The organism is Paenibacillus sp. FSL H8-0260, assembly GCF_045040625.1.
GTDB lineage: Bacteria > Bacillota > Bacilli > Paenibacillales > Paenibacillaceae > Paenibacillus_AQ > Paenibacillus_AQ odorifer.
This window is the reverse complement of the sequence record NZ_CP150298.1, coordinates 991706-1005340: the sequence shown is the minus strand read 5'-3', so window position 1 is coordinate 1005340 and position 13635 is coordinate 991706. Positions and strand designations below refer to the sequence as shown.

The window sequence follows — 13635 nt, the reverse complement described above, 5'->3', positions numbered from 1 at the left end:
CTGTGTGTACACCTCAGTTCTTCAGCATTTATTAAGCGTAATGTTAACCTCTTCAGGTCTGTAGACAGCTACCAGCTTGCCCGCTGAATCAGCTGCAAACAACACCGAACGTTCTTTCTCCAGTAAAAATGAGTAATGAGCTCCAGTTGCAGGATCTTTTATTTCAAGTCCGGCATCCCAGGCGTATTCAGATACGAAGATATACAATGAACCTTCTGCAAAAGCAAGCTTTCGCCCGTACACACCTGGCAGGTCTCCACCGCTGATCCATTCCAGCCCGGTTTCGATACCTGCGGCTTGTGCAGCATATTGGTAGAGCGCGGCGATCGGCTCGTCGCGGTCATTCAGTTCTAAAGGTAGCGGGCACCAGATCAGGCGACCTGCGCCAAGCTGGCGTTCGATGAGATGATCACCTACACCTCCTGAGCTAGACGAATCAACATCTGCATTTGCTGGCGTTTCTTTGACTAGCTCTGCGATTCGCTTCTGTCCGTAGGACACTGCAAACTTGCGTCCGTTCAATAGAAGCTGCTCCTCACGGCGCATGTTGCCAAGTTTACGGGCTCCTACTATTGCGTCCATACGATCCGAAGGCTGCCAATACGCATCAACACCCAATGCTCCAGTAATGAGCAGAACGGCACCTGTACGCTCCACTATGTCCAGCAATAGCTGAAGGGCGTCAGTATCCAGATTGTGCACACTCGGCAGGAGAATCAACTTAGCCGGCTCTGCCTCCAGCGGAGCCAGATCGTATTCCGATACGGCGCGGAAAGGCAAATGAAGCTGATAAGATAAGATCCGTGTCAGGCGGGTAGTCGCATCATAGGCGAGCTTCCGGTTAGAGAAGTCATTCGAGTAAGGGAAAACTACGGCAATCTCTTCCAGCTTCCGCCCGTCAAATAATCCCCCGGCTTCGCCGATGAACCGCCCAAAATCATAAGACACATCCGCTTCCGGCTTCTCAGTCCCATCGGCCCGCAGCGCACCGATCTGTGATTCATTGGCATTATCCATATAAAAGTTCGTGTTCCAGATCCATTGCACAGCCCCGGCACCTCCAGAAGCAAACGCATAGGCATATTTGCGCTCCAGCATGGCCCGCAATTCTTCCTCACTGCGTTTAGCCCGTCCGTCTGGCGTCTCTACGTACATGATGCCGGTCTCCTGAATGAGGTTCGGTTTATGATGGGTTTTGGCAAAAATTCCATCCCAGAGCAGATTGTCATTCAACCACCAGCTGTGAACAGTGGTGTAATCGACATCGCGCTCATAAAAGAACGGCGATGGCCGTTGGGCACCTAAAGCCTCATCCTGCCCTACGGTCACTAAATGATCTGGGCAGAGTTCCTTGATAGTGCCGCTAAGCTCCCTTGCCCATACGTTGTGCATGTCCATGGAGAACAGGCAGTAGTCGAGCCAACGTGTGCCGCGCTTCCCGGAATGAATATCCTGCACACTAAAGTTAATCTCTTCTCGCTCAGGAGGTTGTACAGCCGCAAAATCCGGCAATTCCAGCGGCGTCATATTCCAGCGCTCTTGCAGCGAAGTTATATCACCATGGCGTTCTTCCAGCCAAGCAGAGAAAGCAGCGCGTTCATATTTATCTCGCGCCGAGCTCGGTCCGTCCGAGAAAATCCGCGGCGGATCGAACATTGACGGTTCATTGATCAAATCCCAATCGACATGGGTTGTCTTGCGATGCCGTGCGACGATGGAGCGGATGAACCGTTTTTGCGCTTCTACACTGCGCGGATCGAGATAAGGATTCGTCCCTTCCCAAGTCTCGGGCGTAAAGGAGAAGAACGTAAAGGTAACCTGCAGCTCATGCCGCTTCGCAGTCAGTAGAAAAGCATCAATCGCCCGCAGCACTTCTTCCGAGGCATGACCGTCTACCTGCATAATATTGCGGTAGGCTGTCCAGATGCCGGTACGAATCCAGTTGATGCCTGCCTTCCGCATCTGTGCCATATCCCGATCCCAGACATCAGCATTTGGCAGGAATAGAAACTTCCGCGCTACGTCAGAGGTCATATAAGTCATGCCGACAACAGGTAAAGGCTGACCGTCTTTGATAAAATAATCTCTTCCAGCCTTAATCGGTTCCCCCTGCGATAACAGGCCCACGTCATATCCCCAAAAGCCTTGACGCAACATCCGCACTTCGCCTTCTTCCGATACAGCATGGCAAGAAAGATGATACAGGCCAGGTTGAATTTCTATAGCAAGCGGTACACGTAGGAAGTTCAGCTCGCGACTGACCTCAAGCTTGCACTCGTGAGTGAAACATGGGATGGACTCCCCGTCTTTGCTCAGAGTGATGTTCAGGGTCCACTGCGCTGATGTCGGTGACGATTGGCTACGGCTTAGCCGCTGACCCTGCAAAAACAGCAGCGGCCGCTCGCCTTCTTCATAAGAAGCATAGTTAGGCTTCAGCCACAGCTCTGTTACTCCCCGAGCGGCAAAAGTTGCCCAGCGGGTTAATGCTTCCGTTCCGCCTTGATTCCAGAAATCAGGCGTAAGCGGTTGGCCGATGAAGATCCAGCGGCCACCGGCAAAAGGCCCGCCGATATGCTCCCACAGCACAGCTGGAGCTGAAACTTCCCGCCCGGCGGCGGTAATGCCCTTAAGCAGCGGGTAGATCCGCGTGTCCATGGGTCCACTGGAACCCATCTGCTCCGGCAGGTCACTGCTTTTAGTGACATGCGGCACCAGGTTCCAGGTATCCGACAGGGCCAGCAGCTGCTCATCGCCTACGAAGAGCGGAATGTCTCTAAGCGCGACATGCTGCTGTATGCGATCTGCGCTGCTCACACGCAGCGCTTCATGGATATGCAGCTGGCGGTGATAGGCAGTCTGCTCAGCTTCGACCCGCCACTCTTCAGCGACTAGGCGGACTGGATGCTTAAACGGGGCACCGCCAATGCTGATCAAACTGCCGCCTCTGCTCAAATAAGCGACGATGGAAGGCCAAGCTTCCTTTGGGAAGTATGGAGCATGGAAGCTAACGAAGCAGTCCCCGGCCTTGGCACTGTCCAGCGTTTCGGCTAGCTGTGCTGCATGAACAGGAGGGTCAGTATGATGTATTCCTATAGACTGTGCCTGTTCCGCTGTCAGTCCGCCCGCTGCGGTATACCCGGGAAAAGACGGGTCCGCGAACAGGATGATACGGCCCCCGCTCACAGAATACCTTCCTTCATCGCCCGATAGACAAGCTGCGAGAACAAACTGTTCGACCATGCAAACCAACTGCGGGTAAATACACTAGGATCATCCACATGGAAGCCTTCATGCATATATCCGGTTCCGGCATCCGTACTTTCCAGCATGGCAATCAGTCCCAGCTTCTCTTCGGCAGTCTGAGCCGTAATGCCCTGCATAGACAACGCCATATGCCAGATATAGTTCTCCGGAGTGTGCGGGCTGCCGATCCCTTTGGCAGCTGTGCCTTCATAATAGAACGGATTTTCTTTGCTCAATGCGAAACGTCTGGTGTTCTGGTAGATGGGATCATCCGCCGAAGCGTAACCCAGATACGGAATGGAGATCAGTCCGGGCGTTCCCGCATCGTCCATTAGGCAGTAATTGCCGAAGCCGTCGGTCTCATAAGCATAAATCGGACCAAACTCCGGATGGCGATAAATGCCATAGAGCTTGATGCCATGATCCACTTCAAACTCCAGCTCTTTAAGTTCAGCCAGGAAGTCTAGATCGCGGAAGACCCACTCCGCGAATTCCTGCATCTGGCGCAGCGCGACAACAGCGAACATATTGCCAGGAATGTTGTAGTGGAAATCACAGGCATCATCGCTGGACCGGAAGCCCGACCAGATCATTCCGGTATAGTTCACCGGCATGCCGAGACCGCTATTGCGCAGAGAATCTTCCGGAATGCCGTTATTGCGGCTGAACCGGTACGGAGACTGCTCGAAATGCCGCTGCTCTCTTTTGAACAAATCGAAAATCTGGCGCATGGCCGACTTGAACCCAGCGTCGAAGAAATCAGTCAGGCCCGTCTCTTTCCAGTAGGTATAAGCGAGGCGCACAACAAAACATAACGAATCAATCTCAAATTTACGCTCCCACACCCATGGCGACATCTCGGTCACATCCGTAGTGTTCCAGTGCCAGTCATTGGCCGACTCATTAAATGCATTGGCGTAAGGATCGATATGAATATACTGAATATGGCGTTTGATAAGACCGCCGATAATGCGCTGGAGATCGGGATCGTTTTTGGCCAGAGGCACGTATTGAATTACCTGCTCCACTGAATCACGCAGCCAGGAGGCCGGAATATCGCCGGTAATCACAAAGGTGGTTCCGTCATCCAGCAGTTTAGTCGTCGTCTCCAGCGTATTCGGAAAACAGTTCTTGAACAGCTGCAACAGCTTCGGGCGATGTGCCAGCTTCTCCTCTGCTTCGGCAAGTACTTCTTGCACAGCCTGCGGCAGCGGCAGCTGGGGCATTGCTATTTTGGGTAATCGGAATTGTTCCAAGTGAGATATGCTCCTTTGCATCTGTGATGTGATTATTTAATTTCTGATGTAAATTGTTTTGATCTCGTAAGGGGCAAAGTGAAGTTCCAATTCACCGCCAGCCGTATGTTCGATCAGTTCCAGCTGCTCTTCCAGAGCATTGGACAGGTAGACGCTCTGAACTGGATGCTGCCATTTGAGCTGAACCTGCTCACGGCCTCCCGAGGATTCGTAGAAACGGAGAACAGTCCCCTGCCCGTCCTCGGATGGCTTAATCGTATCCAGCACCACATGTTCACCGGAGAATCCAATAAATGAGCCTGTTGGCGGCAGCTGCCCCTGTGTTGATGAAGCGGCAAAAGTATACAGCTCATGATTTAGCTCTGCTGCACGGCGAACAGTATGAGCCTCCCGCCAATCCCCACGGTGCGGATATAGCGAATAGGTGAAGTCGTGCTCGCCGAGATCCGCAGTAGCATCCGGCCATTTCGGCGCGCGCAGGAGCGACAAACGAATGGTACTGCCTTGGATGTCATAGCCGTATTTGCAATCATTCAGCAGACTGACGCCATATCCACGTTCCGATACATCGGCAAAACGATGCCCGCAAACCTCATACTGCGCCTGCTCCCAGCTGGTGTTGCGGTGGGTCGGACGTTCCAGCGCACCAAATGGAATCTCGTAAGTCGCCTTATCCGTCACAACATCAATCGGAAACCCTACCTTAAGCAGCTTATGGGCTTCGTTCCAGCTCACATGCGTCTGGAAATCAATCCGGGGATTATGGTGATGTAGAATCATATCCTGAGTAATCTCGGATTGGCCCAGCTTCCAGCGGAAGCGCAAAATATCCTGCACCGCACCAGTGCGGACCACTGCCTTTTCTATAAGTTCAGCCTCCCCGGCGGGTTGGGCTTCATAACGGTTGTCAATGTCCCAGGCATCCCAAAGCGTCGGACGGTCATGGAAAAAGTGGAAGCGGTTCGCCGGCTCACCGGATTTTACGATCTCCCGGTTTCCTTTTTTATCAAAAAGACTGGTGACTTCTCCCCGCTCGTTAAAGGTAATACGATAATAGTCCGTCTCCCAACGGTCGCCGAAGGGAACAGCTCCTACAGCAGTTTGATTATGTTCAGCAGCGGCAGATTCTACATTACTTTCATCGGATGTGTTCTGAGACAGATCACGAATCCAGATTGTTTTGTAGCCAAAGGCCGGAATCTCAGGAACGAGAACCGAGACACCAGAAACTGCTGCCTCCTCCGTCAGGACATCTGCTTCCAGCAGTACGTTATCCTCGCCATACACCGCAAAGTTTCCGCTGGCGGCTACTTCTTCGCTGAGAGCAAGTTCGACCACGGCATCCCGCGTCCAACCCAAACCATTAAAAACAATGTAAGGTGTACCCTCGCCTGACGTGTTAATGTTCCCGGCCAATGCCGCAAGCCCCGGCTGAAGCGCAACACGGCCAAGCTCAAACACCTCTGCGTACTCCTTCTCCGAGGTCTCGTATGCTTCGGTAATCGCCGAGCCCGGAATAATATCATGGAACTGGTTCATTAAAATCAGCTTCCAGCCCTGATGCAGCTGCCCGGCAACTACGGTATGTTGCTTCGTGTCCAGCTGCGGCGAAGCTAATGTCTGCCACAGCTCCGCTTCACGGTACAACACTTCCGCCTTGCGGTTGTTCCGCTTGTTGCGGCCGTGCGTGGTGTAGGTGCCGCGGTGCAGCTCCAGATACAGATCGCCCCGCCACTGCGGCAGCTGCGGCTGACTGCGCGTAATGCCCGCGAAGAAATCCGCGGCATTACTGTATTTACTCTCCGGCTGGCCGACCATTAGCTCGGCACGCTGGATATATTCCAGCATCTCGCGGGTGACCCCGCCGCCGCCGTCACCATGCCCATAGAGCAGCATCTGCTCATTATGTTTATCTTTTTCACGGAAGGACTGATAGTGTTCATGAATATCTTTGGGCAGCGTATTCTCATTGACCCCATGATTCAGGTAAGACAACATCGGCGTGCCGTCAATGCCGACCCAATGGAACAGATCGTAAGGGAAGACATTTGTGTCATTCCAGCCCAGCTTGGTGGTCATAAAATATTTGATGCCACCATGCTGCAGAATCTGCGGCAGAGAAGCGCAGTAGCCGAAGGTATCCGGCAGCCACTCAATCTGCGAGGTGCGCCCGAACTCTTCGAGATAAAAGCGTTGACCATATAGCATTTGCCGCATCAACGATTCTCCGCTCGGAATGTTCAGATCCGGTTCGATCCACATCCCGCCGACCAGTTCCCAGCGTCCTTCACGGATGCGTGCCTTGACCTTCTCATAGAGTACCGGGTCATTGTCTTTCAAATATTCGAACAGCAGCGGCTGGCTCTGCGCATATTGATAGTCAGGATATTCGTCCATCAGGGCATTCACCGTCGAGAACGTCCGGCTCGTCTTGCGCACGGTCTCGCGCGCAGGCCACAGCCAGGCAATATCGATATGGGACTGGCCCACCATGTGGATTGTTCCTTCGGCATGACCGCCGATCTCCCCGACTCTGCCCCGCAGCTTCTGCTCGATTCGCGAAATCTCACCACCCTCGCGGATCTCCTGCGTGGTAAGGCCAACGAATTGATCCATTGCCACATACAAAGCTTCCAGCATCCGCTTACGGCGCTGGTCCTGCTCAGGCAGCAGAATTGCCGAATCGCGAATCACTACTGCCGTGTACATTAGACTCTGCACAGGTCTATTCACCAGCACCAGCTGGCTGTGGATCATCCGAATCGGCGGCTGGATCACCGCCTGTTGATTTAATGGGTCCACCGGCTCGGGGACCGGATCGAAGAGTTCGATTTCCAGGTCCAACGGACGGCCAGATGGATCACCTGTCAGGGTCACAAAGGTATGATTGCGGTCGAGTCCTTGCCGCGATTCACCGTTCACCCGCAGCAGCCCTTCCCCACCTGAAGCAAAAATCAACCCGATGTGGCCCGGCAGCCAGTTAGCCGGAATCTCCAAAGTACGGCGGAAGAAATAGGTCGTTCCTTGCACACTCGGGAACAGATCATAATTGCTGCCGTCCTTATAAGGCTGCAGCTTGTCATACTGTCCCGGCAATTGATACACCGAGGACAAAATCTCCCAATCGCGCAATTCCTGCACCTCTAGCCATTGCTGCTCGGAGAGCTCGCGGATGAAGCGTTTAATGCGTTCCATGTCTTTACCCCCTCACCGTCAAATCGGTGCTCAGTGTATCATTTACATGCTTACCCACCAGCACTTTAAACGCTCCTGGCTCTACAACAGGTCTTAAATCCGGTCCGATATATTGCAATTGCTCCGGCCCTACCGTGAACAACACGGTTTGCTTCTCACCCGGAGCCAACTTGATTTTGTCAAAAGCCTTCAATTCCCTGGCGGGACGGGTGACCTTACTGGCGACATCGGAAATGTACAGTTGCACCACCTCTGCGCCTTCACGGTCTCCTGTATTCTGAACGTCCACGGAAACTGTAGCCGTCTCCCCAGCCGCAATTACTTCCGGCTCCACCTTCAACCCGGAGTACGTAAATTCAGTGTAGCTAAGCCCGAAGCCGAACGGATATTGAGGCTGGGAATCGGCCTCCAGATATCTTTTGCCACGGGAACGTTTACCGTTGTAATAGACCGGGAGCTGGCCCACATGCTTCGGCACGGATACAGTCAGCTTCCCGGACGGGTTCACATCGCCGAACAGGATATCCGCAACAGCGTGCCCGCCTTCTTGGCCTGGATACCAGGCTTCCAGAATGGCATGTACATGCTCGTCAATCCAAGGCTCACTCACCGGACGGCCGTTAATATAAACAACAATCACAGGTTTGCCGAGCTGATGAACCTGCTGGATCAGTTCCAGCTGCACTCCCGACAGGGTCAATGACACCCGGTCAATGCCTTCGCCGCAGTCCATATCATTCCAGGCATTCTCCGTCACCTTGGACGCGCCTGTCTTGAGATCGATACTGCCTTCCCCGAAATCGCGTGCACTGGAGCCGCCGACGACCATAACAACGGTATCAGCCTGCTCTGCACAAGCGAGCGCGGCTTCAAAACCTTCGCGCGAATCGCCTTTGATCCGGCAGCCCGGTGCATAGAGCACCCGCTCCGGCTCTGCAGCCAGCTTGCTGCGGATGCCGCTGAGCACGGTCGCTACCTTAGCCGGAGGCTGCGGTGAGGTATAATCGCCGAGCTGGTTATACCCGGCATCGGCGTTAGGGCCAATGACGGCGATCGTGCCGGCGGTCTTGGACAATGGCAGCACACCTGCTTCATTTTTCAGCAGGATGATGCTCTCGCCCGCCACTTGCCGGGCCAGCTCTTGATGCGCTTTGCTGCCGATGACGCGTTCAGCCGCATCGGGATCAGCGAATGGCTGCTCGAACAGGCCCAGCCTGAACTTGAGCGTCAGCACACGGCGGACCGCACGATCCAGCAGTGCCGGGTCCAGCTTGCCTTCACGAACGGCATCCACCAGGTATTTGCCGTACATTTCCCCGGACATCTCCATGTCGATGCCGGCTTCCAGTGACTGCACTGCTGCATCCATGCCATCTTCAGCCACATCATGGCCAGAGGCCAGCATCTCTATAGCTCCGCAGTCGGTAATGATTAGACCCTCAAACCCCCATGCTTCGCGGAGTATATCCTCTAGTAGCTCTGTATTTGTCGTGCAAGGCACGCCGTCTATTTCGTTATAAGCAGGCATAATGGAGACTGCACCCGCTTCGACCGCTTTTTTGAAGGGCAGCAGATCCACTTCCAGCAGTTCACGCCAGCCCATGTGCACAGGCCCGGCATTCCGGCCGCCTTCTGAGCTGCCGTATCCCACAAAATGCTTCAGCGTAGCCCCCACGCTGCCGCCGCTCTGCAAGGATTCCCCCTGCAGACCTTCAACAGCCGCAACCGCCATCTCGCTGATCAGGTAAGCGTCCTCGCCGAAGCACTCCTCGGTGCGGCCCCAGCGGGGATCGCGCACCACATCCAGCACCGGCGAATACGTAACCGCGCCGCCCTGACTGCGTGTCTCCAGCGCTACGGCGCGGCAGACCTCACGATACAGCTCTACATTCCAGGAGCTGCCGAGCGACAGGGGCACCGGGAATACGGTGGCCCCGATCGCCATGTGGCCATGCGAGCATTCCTCGCCGATCAATACCGGAATGCCCAGCCGCGAATGCTCCAGCACATACCGCTGGAGCGTATTCACCGCTTCCGCACCTTCACGCGGAGACAGGCCAGTAGCCAGCGTCACACCGGTCCACGGGTCAGCGCGCAACATCCCGTAAAGCGAACCAACGCCGCCCCCGGCAACCTTCTCCTTGAAGCTTTCTGTCAAGGTCATCTTACCGTCTCTATGTTCATAGGCCTGCCAGCCAAAAGGCTGAATCAGCTGACCGGCCTTCTCTTCCAAAGTCATCAGTCCGAGCAGATGCTCCGCCCGTTCTTCAGCAGGTAAATTCGGGTTTGTATAACTCATTCCTTAACAGCCCCTACGGTAAGACCTTGAATGAAATAACGCTGGAAGAACGGATAGGCAAAAATAATCGGCCCTGTCGCCAGCACGACCATCGCCATCCGCGATGTATCCTGCGGCATGGAGCGAAGAGCTTCCAGACTTAGCGAACTGTTCTGGGAGTTCTGCAAAATAAACTGCATACTGGTCTCGATCCGCATCAGCATCGATTGCAGCGGGACTAAATTCGGGTTGTCGATGTACAGCAGCGCATTGAACCAGTCATTCCAATAGCCGAGGGTGCTGAACAAAGCAATCGTAGCCAGACCGGGCAGTGATAAAGGCAACACCAATTTCAGGAAGATACGGAACTCGCCCGCCCCGTCGATTTTACCGGATTCGATAATGGCATCAGGCACACTCGTGCTGTAGAAGGTGCGCAGAATCATAATGTAAAAAGCATTCACCGCCAGCGGCAAAATCAGCGCCCAGATCGTATCCTTCAGGCTTAGAAACTGCGTAACGATAATATAAGTCGGCACAAGTCCACCGTTGAACAGCATGGTAAAAAACGCGAAGAACGAGAAAAAATTGCGGTAACGGAAGCTTTTCCGGGAAATGGCATACGCATAAAAAGCGATAAACAAAAGGCTGATAATCGTCCCTATCACCGTTACAAAAATCGTCACACCATAAGAACGCAGCAGCATATCTCCTGATTCAAACACATAACGGTATGCGCCGAGACTCCATTTTGCCGGAATCAGCTTATAGCCATCCCGCGCCAGCGCCACCTCATCGGTGAAGGAGATGATCACGACGAACAGAAACGGAAACACGCACAGAAACGCAAAGATGCCGGCTATCAGATTAAAAGTGATATTCCAGGGCGTCGAGAGATGGTGGAAATCACGTTCTTTTTTAGTCTTAGTAATGGAAGACATATGGCCCACTCCTTTCATGAGGTTCTAGAACAAAGCGCTATCCTTGTTGTATTTGCGGACAATATAGTTGGAGGTCATGACTAGCGTAAAGCCGACAACCGATTGATACAGACCTGCGGCAGTGCTCATACCAATCTCACCCGTTGTTTTGAGGCCTTGATAGACATAGGTATCAATAACATTCGTGACACTGTAGAGCGTACCGGAATTACGAGGCACCTGGTAAAAGAGACCGAAGTCGGCGTAGAAGATTTTACCGATGGCCAGCAGGGTCATGATCGTGATAATTGGACTCAGCAACGGCAGTGTAATATTGCGAATCTGTTGGAACTTACTAGCTCCGTCGATCATCGCCGCTTCATACAGCGACTTGTCGATCCCCATAATAGCTGCGAGATAAACTACGCTGTTGTAACCAACTGCTTTCCACAGATAGACTAGGATCAGGATGAACGGCCAGTAGGCTTTTTCCGAATACCACTGAATTGACTCTGCGCCAAAAAAGCCCATGATCTGGTTCAGCATCCCGCGTTCGGAGCTCAGGAAACTAAATGCAAAATAGCCGACAACGACCCATGACAGGAAGTAGGGCAGGAACATGCCGGTCTGATACACTTTGGCCAGCTTCTTGTTCACAATCTCGGACAGCACAATCGCCATCAGAACCGACAAGATCAAGCCAAGCAGGATAAATGCTCCATTGTAGAGCAAGGTGTTGCGGGTAATAATGTACGCGTCATTGGTGGTAAACAAAAACTTGAAGTTGTCTAACCCCACCCATTTGCTGTTGATAATACTCGCCCAGAAGCCGTCGCGGCTAAAGCGGTATTCTTTGAATGCAATAATCGTCCCTATCATCGGCAGGTAAGAGAAAAAGAGAAACCAAAGCGCACCTGGTAAAACCATGAGCAGCATAATCTTGTTATTCATAATATTTTTTATAAATCCGCTGATTGTCTTCACACTTAGATCCCTCCTGTATGTCCTTATATTTCAAAAAAAGACCGGGTCCAGAGGCCACGCCCCTGCCCCGATCTTCTCTTACGTTGATGTTTTACTTGTTGTTGGACGCTTTCCAGGCATCAATTTGCGATTGCGCTTCAGCGATAATTTTGTCCAAACCAGCTGCCTTGAATTTCTCAATAGCTTTCGGTAGATACTCGTCAGGATCAACGGTTCCAGTCATCAGTGGTGACCAGTATTCTTCTTTTACGTTCTGAACCGCAGCGATTTCAGTGGTCACCTTGGAAGTGTCGAAGTTAAAACCAAGCAGCGGTGCATTCACACCGGATTCATTAAACTTTTTGAACTCTTCCCATTTGTTCTCAGGGTCACCCTCGTTCAAATAGTTGATCATGATATTGCCCAGCGAGAAGGTTGGCATGTCATAGTTCTTGGATTCATCCAGGTTCTTCATAGAATTCTCACCGGTCTTCTCGTAGTGCACGCCTTCGATTCCGGAGTCAATCATGTTGCGCAGCACCGGATCGGTGTTGAGCAGGTTCAGGAACTCCATCGCTTTCTCCGGATATGCGGAGTTAGCCGAGATGGCTTGCATCGAACCCATAACGGACCAGTTATAAATGTAAGGTTTGCCAGCTGGCGTGGAAACTACAGGATAGCCGTAGCTTGCCGACCACAGATTGTCCGCCATCGGCTGGGTAGCCGCACGATCCATGAACCAGTTCGAAGATTTATAGAGATCATCCACCGAAGTTGTAGTTGCTACTTCCGGCGAGATATAACCTGCCTTGTAATATTTGCGAACGGTTTCAAGAGTGCTTTTGAGTTCAGGTGTTTCCAGAATGTTCACGATCTTGTAATCCTTCGTGTCCATATAAACAGCCATTGGCATCTTTTCAATGATGTAGTCGAACGGCAGCACTGGCATGAAATCCTTCACCATAGCGTAAGGCGTGATGCCCGGTTCATTCTCTTTGATCGTCTTCAGCAGTGGTTCAATGCTTTCCATTGTGTTCACCCCGGAAATGTCGAGGTTATATTTGTCGAGCAGCTCTTTATTGAAGCGCCAAACTTCTTGCGCCGGAAGCTCTTTGTTGGCAGGTACGGCATAATTATGTCCATCTACCTTGGAGCCTTCCAGGAACGCCGGATCAATCGTGTCCACGATGCCTTTTCCATATTCATTAAGCAGGCTGTCCAATTCCATAAAAGCGCCTTTGCGGGCATTTTGCACATAATCGAACGCCCAGGAGCATGTAAAGAGAATGTCCATGGGTTCACCAGCGGCTACTTTAACCTGCATTTTTTGTGTATAATCGCCAAAATCAATCATATTCATCTTCAGGGTGACATTTATCTTCTCTTTAGTGTACTTATTGACTTCTTCCACGACACGGTCCAGATCCTTCTGCGGTCCGCCGATCGTGTACCAGATCAGTTCGACCGGTTTCTCGGATGATGCACCGTCGCCGCCCGCTCCTGAACTGTTAGTTGCCGCGTTGTTTGAATCGCCGCCACATGCGCTGAGCGCAAGCGAGAATGCCATAAGTGATGTCAGTAACAGGGAAAACCTTTTTCTTTTGTTGTTGCCCATTCCTGTATAACCTCCCCTTTGTTTACCTCAAGATCGCTGGCCTAATCCGGAATTAAACCAGCAGCTTTCTCCTTCAAGGACTATCTTTACTGTAATTTATGAAAGCATTTTCAAACAGAAGCTAAACTAAATAAATCATGTAGAAAATAAAGAAAAAGCTTGCAG

The 13635-nt window shown here is 52.4% G+C and carries 7 protein-coding genes; all 7 read right to left on the bottom strand.

Annotated features, from left to right (window positions below; all coding sequences use genetic code 11):
• Nucleotides 1–21: 21 nt before the first annotated feature.
• Nucleotides 22–3183, bottom strand: coding sequence for a beta-galactosidase (locus MHI51_RS04280; protein WP_405173624.1), 3162 nt, complete (start codon nt 3181–3183; stop codon nt 22–24).
• A complete protein-coding gene (locus tag MHI51_RS04275; protein WP_076277011.1) occupies nt 3180–4499 on the bottom strand; it encodes a glycoside hydrolase family 125 protein in 1320 nt (439 codons plus the stop codon). The genes MHI51_RS04280 and MHI51_RS04275 overlap by 4 nt, the downstream gene beginning before the upstream one ends.
• Nucleotides 4500–4535: 36 nt before the next feature.
• The gene (locus MHI51_RS04270) at nt 4536–7694 is read right to left on the bottom strand and encodes an alpha-mannosidase (RefSeq protein WP_405173623.1); all 3159 of its coding nucleotides are present in this window, start codon (nt 7692–7694) and stop codon (nt 4536–4538) included.
• Between the two features lie 4 nt (nt 7695–7698).
• Nucleotides 7699–9993, bottom strand: coding sequence for a glycoside hydrolase family 3 N-terminal domain-containing protein (locus MHI51_RS04265; protein ID WP_076306724.1), 2295 nt, complete (start codon nt 9991–9993; stop codon nt 7699–7701).
• On the bottom strand, nt 9990–10913 hold the full coding sequence (locus MHI51_RS04260; RefSeq protein WP_036684927.1) for a carbohydrate ABC transporter permease: 924 nt from the start codon (nt 10911–10913) through the stop codon (nt 9990–9992). The genes MHI51_RS04265 and MHI51_RS04260 overlap by 4 nt, the downstream gene beginning before the upstream one ends.
• A 24-nt stretch (nt 10914–10937) precedes the next feature.
• Complete coding sequence (locus tag MHI51_RS04255) at nt 10938–11843, bottom strand: sugar ABC transporter permease (RefSeq protein WP_282579979.1); 906 nt, start codon at nt 11841–11843, stop codon at nt 10938–10940.
• A 124-nt stretch (nt 11844–11967) separates the two neighbouring features.
• A complete protein-coding gene (locus tag MHI51_RS04250) occupies nt 11968–13470 on the bottom strand; it encodes an ABC transporter substrate-binding protein (RefSeq protein ID WP_076130103.1) in 1503 nt (500 codons plus the stop codon).
• Nucleotides 13471–13635: the final 165 nt, after the last annotated feature.

Coding starts and splice junctions, on each gene's coding strand:
- MHI51_RS04270 (WP_405173623.1), bottom strand. CDS start 7,694: ATGGAACGCATTAAACGCTTCATCCGCGAGCTCTCCGAGCAGCAATGG.
- MHI51_RS04265 (WP_076306724.1), bottom strand. CDS start 9,993: ATGAGTTATACAAACCCGAATTTACCTGCTGAAGAACGGGCGGAGCAT.
- MHI51_RS04260 (WP_036684927.1), bottom strand. CDS start 10,913: ATGTCTTCCATTACTAAGACTAAAAAAGAACGTGATTTCCACCATCTC.
- MHI51_RS04255 (WP_282579979.1), bottom strand. CDS start 11,843: ATGAATAACAAGATTATGCTGCTCATGGTTTTACCAGGTGCGCTTTGG.
- MHI51_RS04250 (WP_076130103.1), bottom strand. CDS start 13,470: ATGGGCAACAACAAAAGAAAAAGGTTTTCCCTGTTACTGACATCACTT.